Annotated in this window: 19 protein-coding genes and 1 other RNA gene; 11 read left to right on the forward strand and 9 right to left on the reverse strand. The window is 50.9% G+C overall.

Annotated elements, in window-relative coordinates:
* Nucleotides 1–44: 44 nt before the first annotated feature.
* From ACO0LM_RS20810 to gyrA, 9 genes are all read right to left on the reverse strand, one after another.
* Nucleotides 45–359 carry a LapA family protein gene (locus ACO0LM_RS20810; RefSeq protein WP_422985690.1) on the reverse strand — a complete coding sequence of 105 codons (315 nt, stop codon included), beginning with the start codon at nt 357–359 and terminating at the stop codon, nt 45–47.
* A gap of 256 nt (nt 360–615) precedes the next feature.
* Nucleotides 616–921 carry an integration host factor subunit beta gene (locus ACO0LM_RS20815; protein ID WP_110256992.1) on the reverse strand — a complete coding sequence of 102 codons (306 nt, stop codon included), beginning with the start codon at nt 919–921 and terminating at the stop codon, nt 616–618.
* A gap of 25 nt (nt 922–946) precedes the next feature.
* Nucleotides 947–2,650, reverse strand: a complete 1,704-nt coding sequence (gene rpsA / locus ACO0LM_RS20820) for a 30S ribosomal protein S1 (RefSeq protein WP_422985688.1) — start codon at nt 2,648–2,650, stop codon at nt 947–949.
* Between the two features lie 132 nt (nt 2,651–2,782).
* Nucleotides 2,783–3,460, reverse strand: a complete 678-nt coding sequence (gene cmk / locus ACO0LM_RS20825) for a (d)CMP kinase (protein WP_423039534.1) — start codon at nt 3,458–3,460, stop codon at nt 2,783–2,785.
* A gap of 47 nt (nt 3,461–3,507) precedes the next feature.
* Nucleotides 3,508–4,845: a 3-phosphoshikimate 1-carboxyvinyltransferase gene (aroA, locus tag ACO0LM_RS20830; RefSeq protein ID WP_423039536.1), complete on the reverse strand. Its 1,338-nt coding sequence runs from the start codon at nt 4,843–4,845 to the stop codon at nt 3,508–3,510.
* 134 nt (nt 4,846–4,979) lie between these two features.
* Nucleotides 4,980–5,888 (reverse strand): prephenate dehydrogenase, encoded by a 909-nt coding sequence (locus tag ACO0LM_RS20835; protein WP_423039538.1) that lies wholly within the window; start codon nt 5,886–5,888, stop codon nt 4,980–4,982.
* A 7-nt stretch (nt 5,889–5,895) separates the two neighbouring features.
* On the reverse strand, nt 5,896–6,969 hold the full coding sequence (pheA, locus tag ACO0LM_RS20840; protein ID WP_422985680.1) for a prephenate dehydratase: 1,074 nt from the start codon (nt 6,967–6,969) through the stop codon (nt 5,896–5,898).
* Between the two features lie 229 nt (nt 6,970–7,198).
* A complete protein-coding gene (gene serC, locus ACO0LM_RS20845) occupies nt 7,199–8,302 on the reverse strand; it encodes a 3-phosphoserine/phosphohydroxythreonine transaminase (RefSeq protein ID WP_423039540.1) in 1,104 nt (367 codons plus the stop codon).
* A gap of 21 nt (nt 8,303–8,323) precedes the next feature.
* Nucleotides 8,324–10,987: a DNA gyrase subunit A gene (gyrA, locus tag ACO0LM_RS20850; protein ID WP_422985676.1), complete on the reverse strand. Its 2,664-nt coding sequence runs from the start codon at nt 10,985–10,987 to the stop codon at nt 8,324–8,326.
* Nucleotides 10,988–11,256: 269 nt separating this feature from the next.
* Here gyrA and ACO0LM_RS20855 point away from each other — a divergent pair, with 269 nt between their 5' ends.
* The 11 genes from ACO0LM_RS20855 to ACO0LM_RS20905 all read left to right on the forward strand — a co-directional run bounded on the left by ACO0LM_RS20855 (nt 11,257) and on the right by ACO0LM_RS20905 (nt 24,432).
* Nucleotides 11,257–11,874, forward strand: a complete 618-nt coding sequence (locus ACO0LM_RS20855) for an OmpA family protein (protein ID WP_423039542.1) — start codon at nt 11,257–11,259, stop codon at nt 11,872–11,874.
* A gap of 306 nt (nt 11,875–12,180) precedes the next feature.
* A complete protein-coding gene (gene ompA, locus ACO0LM_RS20860) occupies nt 12,181–12,840 on the forward strand; it encodes an outer membrane protein OmpA (protein ID WP_423039544.1) in 660 nt (219 codons plus the stop codon).
* 204 nt (nt 12,841–13,044) lie between these two features.
* On the forward strand, nt 13,045–13,749 hold the full coding sequence (gene ubiG / locus ACO0LM_RS20865) for a bifunctional 2-polyprenyl-6-hydroxyphenol methylase/3-demethylubiquinol 3-O-methyltransferase UbiG (protein WP_423039546.1): 705 nt from the start codon (nt 13,045–13,047) through the stop codon (nt 13,747–13,749).
* A 57-nt stretch (nt 13,750–13,806) separates the two neighbouring features.
* Nucleotides 13,807–14,484: an HAD family hydrolase gene (locus tag ACO0LM_RS20870; RefSeq protein WP_423039548.1), complete on the forward strand. Its 678-nt coding sequence runs from the start codon at nt 13,807–13,809 to the stop codon at nt 14,482–14,484.
* 44 nt (nt 14,485–14,528) lie between these two features.
* Nucleotides 14,529–14,888: a transfer-messenger RNA gene (ssrA, locus tag ACO0LM_RS20875) on the forward strand.
* Nucleotides 14,889–15,299: 411 nt separating this feature from the next.
* On the forward strand, nt 15,300–16,661 hold the full coding sequence (locus tag ACO0LM_RS20880) for a Fic family protein (RefSeq protein WP_423039550.1): 1,362 nt from the start codon (nt 15,300–15,302) through the stop codon (nt 16,659–16,661).
* Nucleotides 16,662–17,277: 616 nt separating this feature from the next.
* On the forward strand, nt 17,278–19,251 hold the full coding sequence (locus ACO0LM_RS20885; protein WP_423039552.1) for a tetratricopeptide repeat protein: 1,974 nt from the start codon (nt 17,278–17,280) through the stop codon (nt 19,249–19,251).
* 647 nt (nt 19,252–19,898) lie between these two features.
* Nucleotides 19,899–20,180 carry a type II toxin-antitoxin system RelE/ParE family toxin gene (locus tag ACO0LM_RS20890; protein WP_423039554.1) on the forward strand — a complete coding sequence of 94 codons (282 nt, stop codon included), beginning with the start codon at nt 19,899–19,901 and terminating at the stop codon, nt 20,178–20,180.
* Between the two features lie 10 nt (nt 20,181–20,190).
* Complete coding sequence (locus ACO0LM_RS20895; protein WP_422985650.1) at nt 20,191–20,502, forward strand: HigA family addiction module antitoxin; 312 nt, start codon at nt 20,191–20,193, stop codon at nt 20,500–20,502.
* A 585-nt stretch (nt 20,503–21,087) separates the two neighbouring features.
* The gene (locus ACO0LM_RS20900) at nt 21,088–22,656 is read left to right on the forward strand and encodes a sensor domain-containing diguanylate cyclase (protein ID WP_423039556.1); all 1,569 of its coding nucleotides are present in this window, start codon (nt 21,088–21,090) and stop codon (nt 22,654–22,656) included.
* 321 nt (nt 22,657–22,977) lie between these two features.
* Nucleotides 22,978–24,432, forward strand: coding sequence for a DUF3375 domain-containing protein (locus tag ACO0LM_RS20905; RefSeq protein ID WP_423039558.1), 1,455 nt, complete (start codon nt 22,978–22,980; stop codon nt 24,430–24,432).

Below are 24,432 nucleotides of genomic sequence, written 5' to 3' on the forward strand. Positions count from 1 at the left end.
TATTTCAAGCCGCCCGCAGGTGCGCTGCCTCAGCGGCGCGTGTTTCAGGTATTGCGAATGCTATCAGCTGGCGGTGCCTGTGTGCTTGCCCTTTGCGCAGCTTCACGCTCTTTTTCAATTTCAGCCAGGGTTTTCTTGTGTTTAGACAAATCCCGGCGATGACGAAACACCATGGGTACCATCGCCAACGCGCCCAGCGTAGCGCCGGCAACAAAGAAAATCAGCAGCATGATGACCAGCGGTGCCGATTGCTGGTAACCAAAGAAGTATTGCAGGGTGACAATCTGATCATTTTTCAGGGCAAAGCCAAAGAAAAAGACAAACAGCACCGCCGTGAGAAACCTGGAGATATATTTCATGTATGCATCCTTGAAGATAAACAGGAACAAAACCCGGCTATCAGGCTGATTTACGCACAGTTGCGCCAGCCTTGCTCCATCTGCCCATTATGCCACTGCCACACTGGCATGGTGGGGCTGTCCCGGTAGTCATCATTTGATAAAAGTGCATTGTACTGAAAAAAAACGGCATATCGGAGTACCGATATGCCGTTTTTATTTTTACATCGCTTGCGAAGCCCGATAATCCAAACTCAATACCCGAACTCAAGAGAGTTCAGTCATCGTGTATAGGCTGCCCGACCATGGCATCCACACGCTCGCGCAATTCCTTGCCTGGTTTAAAGTGTGGCACCCGTTTTTCAGGCACCATCACCTTGTCACCCGATTTGGGATTACGGCCTATGCGTGGTGGACGACTGTTCAGAGCAAAGCTGCCAAAACCACGAATCTCTATGCGCTGCCCGGTTGCGAGGGCATCCGACATGGCGTCGAGTATGGTTTTAACAGCGATATCCACATCCTTTGCTACCAGTTGCGGATATCGCTCTGCCAGACGAGCTATCAGCTCCGACTTAGTCATACGAATAAAACCTTATGACTTAAGCTTAGTTTTTATTGTCGAGCTTGGCTTTCAACAAAGCGCCCAGGCTGGTTGTGCCGGATGCTGCGTTGGAATCAGTAGTGGACATTTTTTGCATGGCTTCTTGTGTTTCAACGCTATCTTTAGCTTTGATAGACAATTGGATACCACGTGCTTTGCGGTCAATGTTCAATACCAGGGCTTCAACGCTGTCGCCGACTTTCAGGTGTGTACCAGCATCTTCCACGCGGTCGCGGGAGATTTCGGATGCACGCAAGTAGCCTTCTACGTCGTCTGCCAACTGGATGACTGCGCCTTTGGCTTCAACGGATTTAACTGTACCAATGACCACTGCACCTTTGTCATTCATTGCGCAGTAGTTGTTGAATGGATCGCCTTCCAGTTGCTTGACGCCCAGGGAAACGCGCTCACGCTCAACATCAATAGCCAGAACGATGGCTTCCAGTTCGTCACCTTTCTTGAAGCGACGTACGGCTTCTTCGCCGGTTTCGTTCCAGGACAGATCAGACAAATGTACCAAACCGTCGATATTGCCAGACAAACCGATAAATACGCCGAAGTCAGTGATGGACTTGATCGCGCCGCGAACTTTGTCACCTTTCTTGTGGTTGATCGCGAAATCATCCCAAGGATTGGCTTTGCACTGTTTCATGCCCAGGCTGATACGACGACGTTCTTCGTCGATTTCCAGAACCATGACTTCAACTTCGTCGCCCAATTGAACAACTTTGTTTGGTGCAACGTTTTTGTTAGTCCAGTCCATTTCGGAAACGTGAACCAGGCCTTCGATACCTTGCTCGACTTCAACGAACGCGCCGTAGTCGGTCAGGTTGGTTACTTTACCGAACAGACGTGTGTTCGCTGGGTAACGACGTGACAAACCTGTCCATGGGTCGTCGCCCAATTGTTTTACACCCAGGGATACACGGTTTTTCTCTTGGTCGAATTTCAATACTTTTGCAGTGATTTCCTGACCAACTGTCAACACCTCGGAAGGGTGACGTACACGACGCCATGCCAGATCGGTGATGTGCAACAGGCCATCGATGCCGCCCAGATCAACGAACGCGCCGTAGTCGGTGATGTTTTTAACAACACCAGTAACCACTGTGCCTTCTTTCAGGGTTTCCATCAGTTTTTGACGCTCTTCGCCCATGGACGCTTCAACAACAGCGCGGCGGGACAGCACAACGTTGTTACGTTTGCGGTCGAGCTTGATGACTTTGAATTCCATGGTTTTGCCTTCGTAAGGAGTTGTATCCTTAACTGGGCGTGTATCAACCAAAGAACCTGGCAGGAAAGCGCGGATGCCGTTCGTCAGAACAGTCAGACCACCTTTGACTTTGCCATTTACTGTACCAGTAACGATCTCGCCAGACTCCAGCGCTTTTTCCAGCGCGAGCCAGGAAGCCAGACGTTTAGCTTTGTCACGGGATAAAATAGTGTCGCCGAAACCGTTTTCCAGCGAATCAATCGCTACGGAAACGAAATCGCCGATATTAACTTCCAGGTCACCCTGGTCGTTTTTGAATTCTTCAACAGGGATAAAGGCTTCAGACTTCAAGCCAGCGTTAACGATCACGAAGTTGTGGTCGATACGGACGACTTCAGCAGAAATCACTTCACCGGAACGCATATCCTGGCGTGACAGGGATTCTTCGAACAAAGCTGCGAAGCTATCTGCACCGGTTGCGAAATCTTGGGACATGAAAACAGTAGACATAGTATTTACGAGTTAGCCGGAACAGAACAAAGGCACTGTTTACCGGGTTAGGTTAAACATCCCTTTGACAACCTTGCGTTATCAAAGGCACTTATTGCAACACATTGAGCGGGAGGATTAAGAAACTATGCTTTTCTGTGCTTGCGCATACCAGACCAGCACTTTATTGACCGCTTCTTCAGCAGTTAATTCAGAAGTATCCAGGATGATCGCGTCTGGCGCAGGCTTGAGTGGCGCTGTTGCACGGGCACTATCCCTTGCATCACGTTCCATCAAATCTTTTACCAAGTTTTCCATATTAGCAGAAATTCCCTTTTCAATCAATTGCTTATATCGACGGCTTGCGCGCGCCTCAGCACTTGCTGTCAAGAAAACTTTCAAGCTGGCATCAGGGAAGATGACGGTTCCCATATCGCGTCCATCCGCCACCAGGCCGGGTGTATAGCGAAAAGCCACCTGCAAATCAACCAGGGCCTGACGCACTGCTGGTAAAACCGCAATACGCGAGGCGGCGACGCCGACTTCTTCTGCCCTGACGGCATCGGTGACATCATCATCTTCCAGAAAAACATGGCCGTGCACGAAGCGGCAGGGCAAAGTTCTTGCCATTAAAGCAATGGCAGCTTCATCATCCAGGGCGATGCCCTGACGGTCAGCCATTAAAGCGGTCAGGCGGTACAGGGCACCGGAATCAAGGTAATGAAACCCCAGGTGTTTGGCCACCCTGTGCGCCACCGTGCCCTTGCCCGAGGCGGTGGGACCATCAATAGTGATAACAGGACTACGCGTAGTCATAAATGCAAAAAAGCCTTATAAAACAAAATCAAACAAGATCAAACAAATTAAAATAAATCTTTGTGATTAATCTTGGCAAACACCTCGAAATAATCAGGGAAGGTCTTTGCCACGCATTTTGGATCGTTGATGCGCATAGTAGCACCACGGCGGGCATGACCATCCAAACTTGCCAAAGAGAAACACATTGCCATGCGATGATCGTCATAGGTATCTATCGTCGCCGGCAAAATCTGTGCTGGTGGCGTGACCTTCATATAATCAGCCCCCTCTTCCACTGTTGCGCCCAGCTTGCGTAATTCGGTTGCCATGGCGGACAGGCGGTCCGTTTCCTTGACGCGCCAGCTGGCGATATTGCGCAAGGTCGTGGTGCCATTGGCGTACAAGGCAGCCACGGCAATCGTCATGGCGGCATCGGGGATATGGTTAAAGTCCATGTCGATGGCTTGCAAGCCGCCGTTTGAACTGGCTTCTATCCAGTTATCGCCACGGGTGATGGTCGCGCCCATTTTTTCCAGTGCTTCGGCAAAGCGTACGTCGCCCTGTATGCTTGCCTTGCCGACACCTTCAACCCGGATGGGTCCGCCCGCAATCGCACCCGCAGCCAGGAAATAAGATGCAGAGGATGCATCGCCTTCCACATGGATGACGCCAGGCGACACATAGTGCTGGCCCATCTTTACTGTAAAAGCCTGCCAGCCATCACGCTCTACCGTCACACCAAATTTTTGCATGAGGTTCAAGGTGATTTCTATATAAGGCTTGGAAATCAGCTCGCCGACGACTTCTATCGTCACATCATGTTCACGCGCCATCAGCGGTGCGGCCATCAGCAGTGCCGTCAAAAACTGGCTGGAGACATTACCCTTGACCTGTAGGCGCTGGGCATGGATATGGCCACGGCGTATGTGCAAAGGCGGGTAACCCGGGTTGCCGGTATATTCAATTTGCGCACCGGCATGGTTCAGCGCATCGACCAGGTCACCAATCGGGCGTTCGTGCATACGGTGCACGCCATGGATGGTGTAATCGCCACCCAAGACCGCCAAAGCGCCGACCAGCGGACGTATGGCAGTACCGGCGTTGCCCATGAATAAATCAGCCTGATGCCTGGGGAACTGCCCTTTGACGCCCTGCACCGTGTAATTTTGCGTATCACCATCCTGCTCCCAATGCACGCCGAGCTGGTTCAGCGCGTTCAGCATGACCAGGGTGTCATCCGATGCCAGCAACTCCAGTATCTGGGTCTTGCCTTCGGCCAGTGCCGCCAGCAACAGCGTACGGTTGGAAATGCTTTTTGAACCCGGCAATTTGACTGTGCCCTGCACCTGCATGACAGGTTGCAGATCGATGTGGTTCGGATAATGTTTGCTTGCTTGTGTCATGGTTTTGTTTTCAATTCTGATCTGAACGTTGAAGCTTGAAGGCTCACGCTTCAAGCATGGTTTAGCGTGGGTTAGCATGGTTTAGCGTGGGTTAGCGTGGGTTAGCGTGGGTTAAAGAAACGCCAATAGCGTGATCAATCCCCACCTTCACGTTGCTGTTTCTCGGCTGCCTCGATGGCACTTATCCAGTTATGCCGCGCACGCTGGGCATTGGCGTAAATTCCTTCGATACCGGCACTGTCTGCTTCCACCAGGTGCTGGCGCAGGATGGACAGTCTGGCGGTATAAGAATCCAGTTCCTGCAACATCGCGGCACGGTTCGCCAGGCTGATGTCGCGCCACATTTCCGGCGATGAACCGGCGATGCGGGTAAAGTCCCTGAAACCACTGGCCGCATACTGGAACAAGGTATCGGCATGCGGCTTGCGGGCAATATCATCCACCAGTGCATAGGCCAGCAAATGCGGCAAATGACTGACGGCGGCAAACACGGCATCATGCGCCGCAGGCTCCAGATGATGGATGATGGCACCGCACTGCTGCCAGGCCCAGGCTACTCTTGCCACATCGGCATCCGTGTTTTCTGGCAGACGGGTGATGACGGCTTTTTTACCGACATACAAATCCACCAGTGCAGCTTCTGGCCCGTTCAACTCACGCCCGGCAATGGGGTGGGCCGGTACAAATTGCGCAATCTTTTCACCCAGGCTGGCGCGTGCGGCTGCCACGACGTCGGCCTTGGTGCTGCCAGCGTCCGTCACTATGGTGCCCGCTTGCAGGTGCGGGTAAATCGCAGTCAATATCGCGCCGGTTTGTGCTACCGGTGCGGCAATCAAGACCAGGTCACAATTGCGCAATGCCTGTTCAGCATTGGCCGCAATGTCATCAATGATACCCAGTTGCTGCGCTTTTTCCAGCGAAGCCTGGCTGCGCCCTACGCCGACTATATGCTCCACTGCCCCCGCCTTTTTCAAGGCCAGGGCAAACGAACCACCGATCAAACCTACACCAAAAATGGCGATGCGTTGAAAAGCTTTTTGCATCACGATCTCACAAGGTGCAAGGGTAAGAGCCCAGCACCTTGAAGAAGGCTGCCTTGTCATTCAGCTCGGCCATGGCGGCGGCCACCTTGCCATCCATGACATGGCCTTCTACGTCGACATAGAAATAATATTCCCAATTGCCGGTACGTGCAGGACGTGACTCAAAGCGGGTCATGGAGACGCCGTGTTTTTCCAGCGGTGCCAGCAGGTTGTAGACAGCACCGGCTTTGTTTGGTGTAGCCAGCACGATGGAAGTCTGGTCTTTGCCGCTGGGCGTGGTCTGCAGGCGGCCAATGACAGCAAAACGGGTACGGTTATGCGGATCGTCCTGGATATGCGCAGAGACAATGCCCAGGTTGTACTGGTGACCGGCAATTTCGCTGGCAATGGCGGCAACGGTAAAATCACCGCTGGCCATGCGTGCCGCTTCTGCATTGGAAGCAACTGCGTGTCTTTCCACATGCGGGTAATGCTGGTTCAACCAGGCCTGACACTGCGCCAGTGCCTGCGAATGGGCGCAGATGCGGCTAATGCCTTCCATATTGCCAGACTTGGTCATCAGGCTGTGCTGGACTGGTATCGCCAGTTCACCACTGATGGCCAGGCTGGTTTGCAAGAGCAGATCTAGGGTACGGTTGATCGCCCCTTCCGATGAATTTTCGATAGGCACGACACCAAAATCAGCGGTGCCGGCTTCTGTCGCGCGAAAAACTTCATCAATCGAGACGCAAGGCAAAGCCTGTATCGCATGGCCAAATTGTTTGTAGACAGCCTGTTCACTGAAAGTGCCGACAGGCCCCAGGAAAGCCACGACTACGCGACGTTCCAGCGCACGGCAAGCAGACATGATTTCGCGGAAGATCAGTTGTATATCGTCGCTAAGCAAGGGGCCGGGATTGCGTTCCGCCACGCCACGCAAGACTTGCGCTTCACGTTCAGGGCGAAACACCGGGGCATTGGTTTCAGCTTTGACGTGGCCGACTTCTTCGGCCACACGGGCGCGCTGGTTCAGCAAATCCAGGATTTGTGCATCGATGGCATCGATCTTGATGCGCAACGGGAGTAATTTATTGTCGCTCATACTGTACCTAAAAACCGTGTTTGATAAGGTGCGGGCATGGTTAGCAGTGTTCTACTGTGCCATGCGATCATACTTTGCTACTCGCCGGGCTTTTGATCCGGTTTGTCAGCGCCACGGTTTCCAGGTGATGGTGTTGTGCCATGCTCAGAAAGGGCTGACTGGAGCGTATATGACGTGAATAATAACGTGACTAATAACGTGAATAATAATGATTGTAATGCAAGCTTGCTCAGGAATGCTTGCGGGCAAATTCCTGCATAAAGCCGATCAATGCCTGTACGCCTTCAATAGGCATGGCGTTATAAATCGAGGCACGCATGCCGCCTACTGATTTATGGCCTTTCAATTGCAGCAAGCCGCTGGCCTTGGCTTCTGCCAGAAATGCCGCGTTCAGGCTTTCATCTTTCAAGAAAAACGGCACATTCATGCGGGAACGGCTGCTTTTCTCCACGCGATTTTCATAGAAGGCAGTGGAATCCAGGTATTCATACAACAAGCTGGACTTGGCGATATTCCTTTGCTCCATCGCTGCCACACCACCCTGTTTTTTCAGCCACTGGAACACCAGGCCAGCAATGTAAATCGCATAGGTAGGCGGCGTGTTGTACATGGAATCATTGTCAGCAACAATTTTCCAGTCAAAGGCCGATGGGCAGATTGGCAAGGCATGGCCAAGCAAATCTTCACGCACGATGACGATAGTCAAACCCGCCGGGCCGATATTCTTTTGCGCACCACCAAAGATGACGCCGTATTTCGATACATCGATCACACGCGACAATATATGTGAAGACATGTCGGCAACGATCGGTGCATCACCGGTTTCTGCAGCGATATCCGGCGCAAACTGGTATTCAACGCCATCGATGGTTTCGTTGGTGCACAGATGCACATAGGCAGCATCTGGTGTCAGCTTCCAGCTGTCACGCGCAGGCACAGCGGTATAGCGGCTGGCTTCACCAGAAGCCGCAATATGCACATTGCCATATTTTTTTGCTTCCTTGATGGACTTGCTCGTCCAAGAACCGGTATGGATGAAATCTGCCGTTGCCGGTTGTGGCTTGCGTCCCATCAGATTCATGGGAACGATGGCGTTTTCGCCCAGGCCACCACCTTGCAGGAACAGGATTTTATAATTGTCCGGCACCGCCAGCAGCTCACGCAAATCACTTTGCGCAGCGGCGAGGATGGACATGAATTCAGGTCCGCGATGGCTCATTTCCATGACGGACATGCCACTGCCATGCCAGTCAAGCATTTCGGCAGCGGCTTGCTGCAATACCTCTTTCGGCAAAACTGCCGGACCTGCAGAGAAATTGTAGATCGTCGTCATCTTCGTCATCTTATTTATGCATTACTCCGCTGCATCGGCTTCTGGTGCGCTGCCTTCTGCATCACTGGCACCGGCATCACCTGCCTCCAACGCTGCGTCCACATCGGCATCCGTTTCAACGATACGTTGCAGGCCAGACAGTTTGGTTCCGTCTTCAACGGCAATCAGGGTTACGCCCTGTGTTGCGCGGCCCATTTCACGGATTTCAGAAACACGGGTACGGATCAGGACACCGCCGGTAGTAATCAGCATGATTTCATCGGTGGTTTCTACCAGTGTTGCCGCTACCACCTTGCCATTGCGTTCAGATGTCTGAATCGCGATCATGCCCTTGGTGCCACGACCATGACGGGTGTATTCAGTAATCGGTGTACGCTTACCAAAGCCATTTTCAGTTGCCGTCAACACGGATTGCTGTTCGTTTTCAGCCACCAGCAGTGCAATGACTTGCTGACCTTCATCCAGGTTCATACCACGTACGCCACGGGCGGTACGGCCCATAGGACGGACATCGTTTTCATCAAAGCGTACTGCCTTGCCGGAATCAGAGAACAGCATGACATCATGCTTGCCATCGGTCAGCGCTGCGCCGATGAGGAAATCGCCTTCATCCAGATCGACCGCGATAATGCCGGCTTTACGTGGATTACTGAAATCAGTCAAAGGTGTTTTCTTGACCGTACCCAGGCTGGTGGACATGAAGACATAATGGTCTTCAGGGAAAGTGCGGTTGTCGCCGGACAAAGGCAGGATAACGGTGATTTTTTCACCGTCCTGCAATGGGAACATGTTGACGATAGGTTTGCCGCGTGAAGTACGCGAGCCTTGTGGCACTTCCCATACCTTCAGCCAGTACATACGGCCACGGTTGCTGAAGCACAGGATATAGTCATGGGTATTGGCCACGAATAATTGTTCGATCCAGTCATCATCCTTGGTCGCTGTCGCCTGCTTGCCACGGCCACCGCGTTTTTGCGCACGGTATTCGGACAATGGTTGCGACTTCATGTAACCGGTATGCGACAGGGTCACGACCATGTCTTGCGGTGTGATCAGGTCTTCTGTGCCCAGGTCGGTGGCGTTATGGGTGATTTCTGAACGGCGCACATCTTTATTGCCTTCGCCGTATTCATTGCGGGCCAGGGTCAGTTCATCCGTGATGATGACGGTGACGCGTTCTGGCTTGGACAGGATGTCCAGCAAATCGGCGATTTCCGCCATGACGTCTTTGTATTCATTGACGATCTTGTCTTGTTCCAGACCGGTCAGGCGTTGCAAACGCATTTGCAGGATTTCTTGCGCCTGGTCGTCAGACAATTTATACAGCCCATCAGGCTGTATGCCGTAATGCTTGGGCAAGTTCTCTGGTCGGAAAGCGTCGATACCACCAGAATTGTCAGCCGCAGTACGCACCAGCATCTCGCGCACCATGGAACTATCCCAGGCGCGGGTCATCAATTCCTGTTTCGCAATCGGTGGTGTCGGTGCCGCACGGATGATGGCAATAAAGTCATCAATATTCGCCAGCGCAACGGCCAAGCCTTCCAGCACATGCCCACGTTCACGCGCCTTGCGCAGTTCAAACAAGGTGCGGCGTGTGACCACTTCACGGCGGTGCGACAGGAAGCAGGACAGCATTTCCTTCAGGTTCAGCAACTTAGGCTGGCCATTCACCAGCGCCACCATGTTCATGCCAAAGGTGTCTTGCAACTGCGTCTGTTTGTACAGATTATTCAGTACCACATCCGGCACTTCGCCACGTTTCAGCTCAATGACTACGCGCATACCGGATTTATCGGATTCGTCGCGGATATCAGAAATACCATCGAGCTTTTTGTCACGCACCAGTTCAGCAATACGTTCCAGCAGGGATTTTTTATTGACCTGGTAAGGCAGCTCATCGACGATCAGTGCCGTGCGATTTTCTTTGCCAAATTCTTCAAAGTGAGTCTTGGCGCGCATGACCACACGACCACGGCCCGTGCGATAACCATCACGCACACCGGACACACCATAAATAATGCCGCCAGTAGGGAAATCTGGCGCCGGGATGATCTCGATCAGTTCATCGATCGTGCAATCGCTATTGCGCAAGACATGCAGGGCACCGTTGATGATCTCGGTAATATTATGTGGCGGGATATTCGTCGCCATACCCACCGCAATACCGGATGCGCCATTGATCAGCAGATTCGGGATACGGGTAGGCAGAACTGAAGGTTCTCTTTCCTTACCGTCATAGTTGGGGACGAAATCGACTGTTTCTTTTTCGATATCAGCCAGGATTTCATTGGCGATCTTGTCCAGGCGGCACTCGGTATAACGCATCGCCGCGGCATTATCGCCATCGACAGAACCGAAGTTACCCTGACCGTCGACCAGGGTATAACGCAGGGAAAAATCCTGCGCCATACGCACCAGCGTGTCGTAAATGGAGGCATCGCCATGGGGATGGTACTTACCCATGACTTCACCGACCACGCGCGCGCATTTGACGAAGGGGCGGTTATAGACATTGTTCATTTCGTGCATCGCGAACAAGACGCGACGATGCACAGGCTTTAAGCCATCACGCACATCCGGCAAAGCTCGACCTACGATCACGCTCATCGCGTAATCGAGATAGCTTTTGCGCATTTCTTCTTCAAGGGAAATCGGGAGTGTTTCTTTTGCGAATTGATCCATTGGCGGGCCGGCAAATTAGAGCTTGGTTAATTGGTAACGTCTTTCACAAAGTCTGACGTTTAACTCTTGATTCTAACATGCCTCCCCCACTGAATTCCATTTATAGCAATTAAGTCAGCTAAACCTGCAACCAGGAGATGTTGACCTGACAGACTGTCAGCGGGTAAGACTGTCATTCAAATGACAGCCTCCACACAAATTTATATGATTTAATCAAATGCATAATAAAAAACATCTGACAAAATAATCAACACCCCACGGAGACCACCATGTTAAAAAAATTGACAGCCCTTTGCGTGCTCGCAGCATTCGCCCTGCCAGTCTCAACAGTTCTTGCCGAAACCAGCACCGCTGCAGCATCAGCAGCACAAAACGCAGAACCTCCCGCGTCGGCCGCTTCAGCCACTACAGCAGTAACGCCTCCAGCGCCGGTGATACCACCTGCGCCACCTGTGCCCCCAGCACCACCAGCACCAGCCCCACCACCCAAGCGTTGCGACTTTGCTATCACCTTGCAAAGTGATGAAATTTTTGAACACAAGAAATCGCTACAATTACCTATACTCAATGGCAAAGGTAAAGAGCGCATCGATAATGAAGTCATGGGCAAGCTGGCAAACTGCACCAAAGTTGACCTGATTGTCGTAAGTGGCCATACCGACCTGATCGGCAGCCATGCGCAAACCCAAAAATTATCTGAAAAGAATGCCGATGTCGTGGTCGCCTACCTTGGCAGCAAGGGCTTGAATGCCTCTATGGATACCATGGGCATGGGCAAAACCCAACAAATCAAGTCTTGCGATGACAAATTGCCAAAAGCAAAACTGACAGAATGTCTTGCACCAAACCGGCGCATAGTCATCGAAGGACGTGGTTTGGCCAAATAATTGCAGTGGAGAAACCCATCTAATTTCTGGTCAGAAATCAAACATTTTTGCTTCAAAACTGGTATTGGCTTGCCAAAGCACGCATTTCGTTGTCAAAATACGACATATTTAACTAACTGTAACTTTGCCGATTTAACAATTTTCGTCTTAGTAATGATGATTATGGCAAAATAGAACGCATGTTGATTTATGGCAGTGAAGATGTTTGACGAAATAGTAATGTCATCATCGCCGTGTTAATATCTGGTTTTATGCAGTAATTCGCGCAGTTCATCTGCGGTAATAATCTCACCCGAGAGGAGAAATATGAAAAATTTAGTCAAGCTCGTTATCGCAGCGTCCGCAGTTGCATCCTTTTCTGCTTCCGCACAGCAAGATATCAAAGCCAACACACCTTATAGCGCATATGTGCAAGATGGTCGTGGTGTAATTGCTCGTGATCCATTTGGTCTGTGCTGGCGCACTGGCTACTGGACACCGGCTGATGCGGTTCCAGGTTGCGACGCACCATTAGTACAACCAGTACCACCGGCAGCACCAGCACCAGTGGTTGCACCTCCAGTAGTCGCTCCAGTTACACCACCACCACCACCACCAGCACCTACTTCTGAAAAAGTAACGTTTGCTGCTGACGCCTTCTTTGATTTCGACAAAGCTGTTCTGAAACCAGAAGCGAAAGTCAAACTGGATGACATGGCATCGAAACTGAAAGCCATCAATCTGGAAGTCGTGATCGCTGTTGGTCATACTGACTCTGTTGGCTCAGATGAATACAACCAAAAATTGTCTATCCGTCGCGCTGAAGCTGTCAAAGCTTACCTGGTAAGCAAAGGTATCGAAGCTAACCGTGTGTACACTGAAGGCAAAGGCGAAAAACAACCAGTTGCAGACAACAAAACTGCAGATGGCCGCGCCAAAAACCGTCGTGTAGAAATCGAAGTTGTTGGTACACGCAACCTGAAGTAATTCAGCACCAGGCAAAACTCGTTTTGCTGCCAAAAACCCCGCATTTGCGGGGTTTTTTGTTTATTGGCGGTACATAAAGCCCCTTATCCTCTACCCCGACAGTAATTTAGCTTTGCTAGGCTTAGCCCATGCGGCCAGGGCTTGAATAGCCTACAATACGGTTTTTGCAGTTTGTGCCCATGCGGGCATTTCCAGGTAAACACCATGTCCACTTTGAACGCCGATCCCGCAGAAATCCAAAAATTTAGTGAGCTGGCCCATCGCTGGTGGGACCCCACTTCCGAGTTCCGCCCCTTGCATGAAATCAATCCCCTGCGCCTGGAATGGATCAATCAGCTGGCACCCCTGGCTGGCAAGCGCGTCATCGACGTCGGTTGTGGCGGCGGCATCCTGGCAGAATCCATGGCAAAAAAGGGAGCCGATGTCACAGGCATAGACCTGTCCGACAAGGCCCTGAAAGTGGCCGACCTGCATGGCCTGGAATCTGGCATCAGTGTGTGTTATCAAAAAATTGCCGCCGAAGACATGGCCGAAGCAGAAGTCGGGCAGTTTGATATCGTCACCTGCATGGAAATGCTGGAACACGTGCCCGACCCGGCATCCATCATCAAAGCCTGCGCCAAGATGGTCAAACCGGGCGGCCATGTATTCTTTTCCACCCTGAACCGCAACTTCAAATCGTATTTGTTTGCCGTCATCGGCGCAGAATACCTGCTGCAAATGTTACCAAGGGGTACGCATGACTATGCCAAATTCATCACCCCGGCAGAATTGTCGCAAGACATCCGTAACGCCGGGTTACAAATACAATCCATGAAGGGCTTGAGTTATAACCCCCTGACCCAAATCTATTCTTTGAACGCAGACACCAGCGTCAACTACCTGGTCGCCTGCACACGTCCAGAGTGAATTGAATAACCGCGCACCCTGTGCCGCCAGCCCAGGGTGCCATCTTGATTTTTTCATATGCAAACACCTCAAGCAATCCTTTTTGACCTGGACGGCACCCTGGCAGACACAGCCCCCGACCTGGCAGCCGCAATCAACGTCATGCGTACCAGGCGCCAGTTGGCACCAGCCCACTACCAAAGCCTGCGGCCACATGCGTCTGCTGGTGCCAGGGGTTTGCTGGGTGCCGGGTTCAACATCACCCCGGAACACCCTGATTTCATCGCCATGCGTGAAGAATTCCTGAACCAGTATGAAGCCGCCCTGGTGGTGCACAGCACCCTGTTCAAACAGGTACCCGATTTGCTCAGGGGGCTGGATGTATTGGGCGTCAGCTGGGGCATCGTCACCAACAAGGCGATGCGCTTTACCCTGCCAATTATCCCGCTGCTGGACTTGCAAGAGGCGCGCTGCGTGGTTTCCGGCGACACCACCCCCCATTCCAAACCCCACCCTGCCCCCTTGCTGGAAGCTGCAAGGCAACTGGGTGTCCGTTCAGAAAACTGCTGGTACGTGGGCGATGACCTGCGCGACATCCAGGCCGCCGAAGCCGCCGGCATGACCAGCATTGCCGCCGCCTGGGGTTATTGCGGTGCCACCGAACCCAAGCACTGGAAAGCCGACGCCATCATCGACAGCCCGCTGGAATTGTTGGAGCTGGTACGCGCCAAACATTTACAGGCCGTCAGCTCTTGAATCTTACGCCCACAGCCACATATGAGATATACTAGCAATGCTTAGGGGTCGACCAGGTTTCGACAGGGGTTGCAAAGCAGCGCAGGGCATACCGAGGCCAGACTACCTCGTAAATACAATCTGAACTATATAACTGCAAACGATAACTCGTACGCATTAGCCGCTTAATACCGGCTAACCTTACACCACTTCGTCCATAGGGTGGGCTGGCAACAGCAGTAAGGACATTCATATGGAATCGTCTTGAGCCGGGTTACTTGACTCTCGATTAAATAATAGGTAACTCGTCTTGCCGCAGCGTGTGCGTCCGCGTCGGCTGGATTAAATCAAATGGCAGCACTAAGTATGTAGAACTGTCTGTAGAGTGCTTCTGGACGCGGGTTCGATTCCCGCCGACTCCACCAGAATTTCCTTTAAAATCAAGAACTTAGGTTTTAAGATTGTCATTAATTTGGGGCTGTTTTGGCACTGGAATGACAGCATTGTAAGGCGACTTAGGTCGCCTTTTTTGTTGTCTAAATCAGACATAATGTTCTGTGTTTGCCGTCCGTTACTGGTCCGGCTGTGGGTAAGTGTAACGTATCCGATTAGCCACCGTATTCGCCGCATAACGGTTGGCGCAATTTTTTGAACTGCGCCAGATTGAGTGTAAATGGGCGTACTCTTGGTTGCTGTCACGAACCGACAGCAGCCAACCCAACCTTCAGTGGCACAGATTGCTCAAAACTGCGCCATTTCCACAAGTGAAACTGGCGCAGTTCTAGAAACTGCGCCATAATTGTGCCACAGAAATCTCAAACGGCGCCAATACTGCAATGTCATCCACTACAAACTTACTGAACAGCATTCAGGCATCTGGGAATGGATTGACGCTGGCCGAACTCCTGACTCAACACCCTGACATCGCCAGGCGAACGGCACAGCGCCTGATCGCAAAACTGATTGAGGCTGGCCAAGTCACAGCACTGGGTGAAGGCAGAGCCCGCCGCTATTTTGGAGCCGACACCCAAACTAGCACCGCCACACTGATCGCCAGAGCCGATAGCTTTCCCCACTTTATACCCTTGTCAGCTGACAGTCAGGACATCCTTGCCTATATCGACCAGCCACCGGAAGCGCGCAAACCCGTGGGCTACCAGCGTGATTTTCTGAATGCCTACCGCCCCAACGAGACCTGGTATTTGTCCGGGGCGCTGCGCCGACAATTGCGCAAGATGGGCAGAACCGCCGACGTTGATGAGCCTGCAGGTACATACAGCCGCGCCATTCTGAACCGGCTCCTGATCGATTTGTCATGGGCATCGAGCCACTTGGAAGGCAACACCTACTCCCGGCTCGACACGCGTGAACTCATCGAACACGGCAAGGCCGCGCGTGGCAAGGCCGCCATCGAAACACAAATGATTCTGAACCATAAGACGGCGATAGAACTGCTGGTCGAAGGCATCGACAGTGCCGAGTTCAACCGCTACACATTGATGAACCTGCACAGTGCGCTGGCGGAAAACTTGCTTCCCAACCCTGCAGATGAGGGGCGCATTCGTCAGCACGCCGTCGATATCGGAAGAAGCGTCTATCGCCCACTGTCCACGCCGCAGCAAATCGAAGACGCGCTTGACGCACTGCTAAACAAGGCCAACCAGATTCGTGACCCTTTCGAACAGTCCTTCTTCATGATGGTGCACTTGCCCTACCTACAACCCTTTGCCGACATCAATAAACGCACCTCCCGATTGGCCGCAAATCTGCCGCTGTTCCGCGCTAATTTGTGTCCGCTGACATTTTTGGACGTACCGGAGCAAGCCTACAGCCGCGCCACGCTCGGCGTGTACGAAATGACCCGAGTGGAGTTGCTGCGCGACCTTTACGTCTGGGCCTACGAACGCTCGACGCAGGAATATCTGTCCATCAAGCAAGACTTGGCGGAACCAGACCCTCTTCGCTTGGCTTGGCGTGATTTCATCAAACAGGCCATCCGTGAGGTCATCACGCATCCGGAACTTGATCCGCTCTCCAACATTCAGCGATCCGTGGCAAAGCGTGTTCCAGAGCAAGAGCAGCCCGACGTGCAGGCGCTTATCGTCGAAGAACTTAGGCGGCTGCACGAAGGAGTGCTGGCGCGCTACGGTCTGCGCCCCTCTGAGTACGCCGCATGGAAGGCCGTGCACGGGCATTGACGGACACGGGTTCGATTGCGGGTTTGGGAATCGAACCCACGTCCAGTTAATGCCATAAAAAATGTGAAAAAACACTTCCCCGGAGAGGGAAAAGCGCCCGCGAACCGCCGAACCCTCAATCTTCCGCACCGGTTTGCGGCGCTCCACAACTGCGATACTGACGGTGTTGGACACAATGGGCGCCCCCACCACCAGAATATGAAAAGCCATCCAATTTATTGGGTGGCTTTTTTATTTTGACCAACAAATATGATGAAGCTTGAAAGCTTGAGCGAGTACAAAAAACACCTAAGCCCACAGAAAACTTGGCCTCTTTCTAAAAACGAGCCTACAAAAGTACTTGCTTCAATCAAGAGATGGTTAAGAAACCCCACCTACAGCAAGGCTGCAGAGTCATTTTTGGCAGTTTATTAAGAAAGAGGCGATCTCTGAGATTGGGGCATAAATCCTGCAGGATTTGCAAAAAAATCAAGCGTTACGGCTACTCCTACAGATGGTGAGTTGTACACAAGCACGAAATTGCCGCTTCGCTTGGTTATTTGTGATTCATAATTTCGCCATAGTCGACCTATTAAATTACACTACTGACATTACTTGACACGACCTTGGACTCCAGATGAGACGCGTAAACGCATGTATCACTGCCATATTATTGGCGAGTTTGCTTTCTCCTATCGCGCTTGCAAGGGTCGAACAACCAAAAGAATGGCAGACCCTGATACGGGAGGCCGATGATCTGTATCATAAACAAAATTACGAACGCGGAATGGTGCTGGCTAAGCAGGCGCTGGGGTTGGCCGAAAAAACCGGCAATCCAGAAAGCGAAACCGTAGTGATCAGCCTTAATCTTGTCGCCCAAATCTACCAGGGACAAGGCCAGTATGCACAGGCAGAGGTACTCTTCAGCCGGTCTTTGACAATAGCCGAAAAGCTGTATGGCATAGAAAGCCCTGAACTGGCTACCCTGTTGACCAACATGGCATTGCTTAAAATCGACCAGAAGCAGAGTCAGCAGGCAGAGCCGCTATTCAAACGTGCCTTGCTCAATCTTGAAAAGACACTCGGCCAGGACGCCCCCAGCGTTGCCGACATCTTGAGCAAGCTTGCCACTCTCTACAATAACCAAAAAATGTATGATCAGGCTGTACCACTGTTTAAACGTGTACTGGCTATTCGTGAAAATACCATGGGGACTATGCATTCAGCGGTAGCAGCCAGCTTGAATACCCTGGCGGAAAGCTATCGCGAGCAGCGCCTGTATGCACAGGCAGCACCACTCTACCAGCGCGCAATCACCATCCTGGAAAAAATCCCTGATACCAATCAAGCTGATGTGCCGCTGAACATGGCGACCTACATGCGTAATTTAGCGACTCTATACATTTCCACCGACCAGTATCAACTGGCAGAACCACTCTACAACCGAGCGCTATCAATCAGGGAAAAATGGCTTGGGGCAAATCATGCGGAAGTTGCCAGAAGTCTCAACAACCTCGCGACTCTCAACGAAAAGCAAGCAAGATATGCTCAGGCGGTGCAATTTGACAAGCGTGCGCTGTCGATACAGGAGAAAGCCCTTGGCCCTGAACACTTGGAAGTGGCCACAACACTCAATAACCTCGCGATGAGTTACAAAGCGCTAGGTCAGTATGACCTGGTTGAACCACTACTCATACGCTCCCTGGAAATCAAGGAAAAACAACTGGGCCCGGAAGATACAGAAGTTGCCAATATTCTCAACAATCTTGGTGCTCTGTATCAGGTACAGGCAAATTACCCCAAGGCAATGTCACTTTGGAAGCGCGCCTTGGCAATCAGAGAGAAGGCTCTTAAACCAGACGATCCAGATGTTGCACAAAGCCTTGGCAATCTCGGCATCTTGTATCTCAATCAGGGCGATACTAACCTGGCAGCCCCCCTCCTGAAGCGCGCATTGGCGATCAGGGAGAAGACTCTTAAACCAGACGATCCAGATGTTGCACAAAGCCTTAACAATCTCGGCGTATTGTATCTCAACCGGGGCGAGATTAATTTGGCAGCCCCTCTCATGAAGCGCGCGCTGGCAATCCGTGAGAAGGCTGTAAACCCGCAAATTCAAGACCTGGCCAACAGTGTCAATAACCTTGGCGGACTTTACTACTTCAGCAGCGAATATGCACAGGCCGAACCCTTCGTCAAACGTGGGTTGGAACTCAACGAGAAGATCTTTGGCCCAGATCATCCCGAAGTAGCCACATCCCTCTACAACTTGGCAAAAGTCTATACCAGGCAACTTAAGTATACCAATGCAGAGCCGCTTTTTTTTCGGGCATTGGCGATTCAGGAAAAAGTATTTGGTCCAAGCCATATCTTGTTGACAGAACCGTTGCAAGGTCTTGCCGAGCTCTATCTTCTCCAGAGGAGATATGTACAAGCAGAGCCACTATTCAAGCGCGCTCTGGCGATACAAGAAAAAACTTTCGGTCCGAACCACCCAAATACTGCAGGTACTTTGAATAGCCTTGCAACGCTATACCGGGCAATGGAAAGATTCAAGGAAGCAGACGAATTGACAGCACAGGTAGCGACAATCCGGACCAGCAAACAGTAATTTCCTGCTGGCCGGAACCGTAGTCAGTTGTAAAGCCTGACAGAATCGAAAGGCGACTTAGGTCGCTTTTTTTGTTGTCGAAATCTAAGAATCAATCAATTAATAGAACCAATGGGCGCCGACGTTAACATTACTCGCCGTGAAAGTTGGATGGATCAGGGATTAGACATTTCGATCGAAGAGTGGATTGAGGTCGTACGCGCTTCCCCCAAAAAAATGTACTTTGATTTCGAATTTCAGGCTCTAATTGGTTCAAGTTATATTGATTCTGACAAAAGCCTGGCAACCTGGACGGGACATCCTCTTCATAGAGATGATCGACCTGCAGCCAACATGTCGTGCCACCGTTGCAACATCATGAAAAAGTCTTTCCAGTATCCGTATCTGCCACAGTGACTGCAAAGGAAATATGCCACCCGCCAGAGCTGGGCCTGGGATAGTTAAAGCCCCTGATGGCGCTTTTGGTAGAACACAGTGACGTAAATCGTGGCGATATCAAACCTAAGGAGCACCAGACTAACCTGAAGGGAAATAGTGAGGTGTGACAGTCAATGATGGACAGGCCATAGCACGAAAAATTCTGCAGAAAACTCTTGATCAAATTTGATTAAGATTTATACTGAATTTATCGCTTATCGATAAACAGCATGACAATACAATCATTTAAATGTGGCGAAACACAAAAACTTTTCGAGGGGTTTCGTGTATCTAGATTTGTATCTTTTCAGTCTGTTGCCGAACGGAAGTTACAAATCATGGATAGTGCTGTCACTCTTGACGCTCTAAGGTCACCACCCGGCAACAGGCTGGAAGCATTACGTGGCGATCGTTTGGGGCAACACAGTATCAGAATTAATGACCAATTTCGAATTTGTTTTATCTGGACCAACCAAGGTCCAACGCAAGTCGAAATTGTTAATTACCATTAGGAGTTTCATTATGTCTACATTTAAAAACAGAATGCGACCAATTCATCCAGGCGAGATATTACTGGAGGAATACTTGCTCCCGTTAGATATGTCTCCGCACGCACTCGCATTGAAGTTAAACGTAACGCCAGGGCGTATCAATGAAATCGTCAAACAAGAGCGTGGAATAACTGTAGATACCGCCATGCGCCTGGCTAGATATTTTGGCGGCGATGCGCATACATGGCTAAATCTTCAAACCGCATTTGACTTAAAAATGGCAGAAGCATCACATACCATTCATTTAGCTGAAATCGTCCCTAGAGAGATAGCCAACCATTAGTCTTGAAATTTCATTTTTTTGTACACAATGAAATGAAGTTCCTTACGGATTTTTTTGGTGAGCACCGATAAGGCATGCTCCAGATTTCTTGCCCCTACTTCGTTTGATCTTATTCTGAATCGCGATGATCCGAAAATTCCAAGAACGCCAGGATACTACGCCAATAGTTCATCTTCACTATATTTCCCCCAAACTAACAGGCCCTAAGAAACTCACCATCCGAATCGCGTAACGAGACACCATAGGCACAAAACTGCAAAATATTGCAAATTGACAATCATTTATTGATGACGCGCATATTGACGCGTGATATAAGATTTTTACAGTCGCAGTGCGAGATAGATAATAATGGCCAGACCATAACCATCAATCACATTCGACAACGTGCCAGGCTACAAAGTAGTAGTCATTGTTTTGGCTTAATTTGTATCAAAACCCAATGATTCGCCCCCGTAGCCCCGGCAAGTCGCGAGACATATGCATTGCAAACTTTGTCGGTATGGTTCTGGGTGCCATCATCCCCCAGGCTTATGTAATAACTGAGGTCGCTGCAGCAAAAAAACATTGCACCTTTATTGACCATTTATGAACCCTCCAACAACACTGAACAACGCGCCTGCTTCAACACCCAGGTTGTCGTTGACGTGGCTGGCTATGGGGTTTGTGATTTTTGTTTGTGTGTCACTGATATGCATAGATGCCGGGCGTAGCTGGACTGCCAGAAAAAATCAATTGCGTGAGATGCAGGTGTCCACGGCCAATATGGCGCGCGCGATAGCACAACACGCTGACGACACCATCAAAGCCGCAGACACTGCGCTTCTGGGAATTGACGAACGAATCCAGACTGACGGGGCTACCCCTGCCGCCCTGGAGCGACTTCACCATCTGCTGGTACGCAAAACGGCCGAACTCTCTCAGTTGAAGGGCCTGTTCATTTACGACGAAAATGGTAACTCGGTAGTGAGTTCGCTGGCTTCCACACCTGCAAACATGAATAACGCAGATAGTGACTATTTCATCTACCACCGCACGCATCAGGACAAAAACTCATATATCGGCCCACCAATACGCAGTCGTTCCAGCGGGATCTGGGTTATGACTTTGTCACACAGAATTAATCATGAGGATGGCAGTTTTGCGGGTGTGGTCCTGGCCGCGATAGAAATTGATTATTTCAATAAATTCTATGACAGCTTTGATATTGGCGAATCGGGGGCAATCGTTCTGGTATCCAATAGTGGCAACCTGATGACTCGCCGACCGCTTTTGCCAGACTCTATCGGCAAGAATATGCAGTCAACCACGGTTTTTAAAGAAAGTAGCGCCAAGCCGTCCGGGACGTTCACGGTCAAATCAGCGCAGGATGGTGTAAAGCGACTCAACAGCTTTCGGCGTCTGGACAAGTACCCTTTGTTTGTCTCAGCAGCCGTATCGGAAGATGAAATTCTTGCCGACTGGCTGACAGATACGTATTTGCATTCTGCTGGCGTAGCGCTACTCGTCATCGCACTGGGTTCCATTGGCTTTTATCTGATTGGGCAAATGAAATTGCGCCTCAATGCAGAAGCAGAAGTCATCAGGGCACGCGATGCAATGATCGTCCTGAATAAAACGCTGGAACAACTGTCGCTGCAGGATGCGCTGACCGAATTGGCCAACCGGCGCAATTTTGACATTGCCCTGGAAGAAGAATTTAGCCGTGCTATCCGGAATGCCAGTTCACTGGCTCTGATCATGATTGATGTTGATCACTTTAAGCAATACAACGATCTTTACGGCCATGCCGCCGGTGATGAATGTCTGCGCAAAATCAGTCAGGCAGTCAAATCTTGCCAGAATCGCGCTGGCGACCTGACAGCACGTTATGGAGGTGAAGAACTGGCCGTTATTCTTCCCACTACAGATGCCGAAGGCGCGCTAATCATAGCCGAAAGAATCCGCACCACAATCCGCAATCTGGGAATCTCACATGCAGGTAACGAGACTGGCATCGTCACCATCAGTGCCGGAGTGGACGCAATGATTCCCGTCAAGGATGTGAACAAGCCCATTGAATTGATTGAAGCCGCAGACAACGCACTTTACGCGGCCAAAAAAAGCGGACGCAATCGTGTTTGCAGCAATTTCAATATAATGAGTGCGGCCAGTTAAGTGGTCGCAGGAGTTGTTGCAAGTGGTTCTCAATGACCGAGATAGGGCATATTTTGATGCCTTGATCAAAATGTCTGAGCAAGCCCTGGAAAACATCTCATATCCCCCTGATAAACAAGTTCAATCATGCTAGGACAGGCTTGAGAAAGAATCTATCACTTGCCACCGCTTTGGCTATAGCGTGGGCGACGAAATGGATGATTTACTTGCCAACTATACAATCAAATGAAGCATCATTACCAAATTAACATGGCAGCATCCTTCCTTATGCAGTAGGATAATTGTCCTTCAATATCTCATTCGAATAGCGAGCAATCCCGCATGTCCCTGGACTTTACTACCCTGTCCGCCCTGCGCACTCATCACCCTGCCTGGCGCTTGCTATGTTCTGACCATGCACCTTTGATTGCCAGTTTTTTGCATCGTATCTTTGTCGCCCCCAATGTACGTGTTGTGAATGCAGCCGATCTGGCTGAAATGCTGGAAGACGAGTTGTTTGCATTGCGTGAGCGTCTGGGCGAAAACGAGTTTCCCAAGCGGGCGCAGGAATATTTGAATGACTGGGCCAGTCCGGACAAAGCCTGGCTGCGCAAATTTTATCAACAAGGTTCAGATGACGCGCAGTTTGACCTGACGCCAGCAACAGAAAAAGCCATCAATTGGTTGAGCAGTCTGACTGAACGCAGCTTTGTCGGTACGGAATCTCGCTTGCTGACCTTGTTTGACTTGCTCAAGCAAATGAGTGAGGGCAGCGAAGCTGACCCCGCAAAGCGCGTCGCAGAGCTACAAAAGAAGCGTGAAGATATTGATGCAGAGATCAGCCGTGCCTTGAGTGGCGATCTGGGCTTGCTGGATGACACGGCGATCAAGGATCGTTTTCAGCAATTCATGCAAATTTCTCGTGATCTCTTGACTGATTTTCGTGAAGTTGAATACAACTTCCGTCAGCTTGACCGCAGGGTGCGTGAGCATATTGCTTTGTGGGAGGGATCCAAAGGTGCGTTGCTGGAACAGATCATGGGCGAACGTGATGCGATCAGCGACTCGGATCAGGGCAAGAGTTTTCGTGCCTTTTGGGATTTTTTGATGTCCAGCCGCCGCCAGGAGGAACTAACGCAGCTACTGGATCGCGTTTTGAATTTGACGCCCGTGCTGGAACTGGCCCCCGGCCCGCGTACCAGACGAGTACACTATGACTGGCTGGAAGCTGGTGAGCATACTCAACGCACAGTCGCACAATTATCGCTACAGCTAAGGCGTTTTCTGGATGACCAGACCTGGCTGGAAAATCGCCGCATCATGGATATATTGCGTGGCATAGAATCCAAGTCATTGGCTCTGCGCCAGCAGCAGCCAACAGGCGAATTTACCAGCATAGATGAATTGACAGCTGAGATAGAATTGCCGATGGAACGCCCTTTGCACACACCCTCTTTTAAACCTGTCATTGCGGACCTGATATTGCAGGCGGGGGAAGCCGACCTTGATACCAATGCCTTGTACAATCACTTCACCATAGACAAAGCAGAGTTAATGCTGCATATACGCCATGCGCTGCAATTGCAATCGCAAGCGACGTTGCAAGAAATCACCGTCAAGCATCCCTTGCAGCATGGCCTGGCAGAATTGATCAGTTATCTGCATTTGGGAAGCGAGTCCTTCAATACCGTTATCGATGAAGATCATACTGAAACCATAGGCTGGAATGCGGTCACGGCCCAAGGCAAGCAGGTGCAAAAACAGGCTACCCTGCCACGTGTCATTTTTGTGAGGTGA

The sequence above is a fragment of the Undibacterium sp. Di26W genome (assembly GCF_049340265.1).
Lineage (GTDB): Bacteria > Pseudomonadota > Gammaproteobacteria > Burkholderiales > Burkholderiaceae_D > Undibacterium.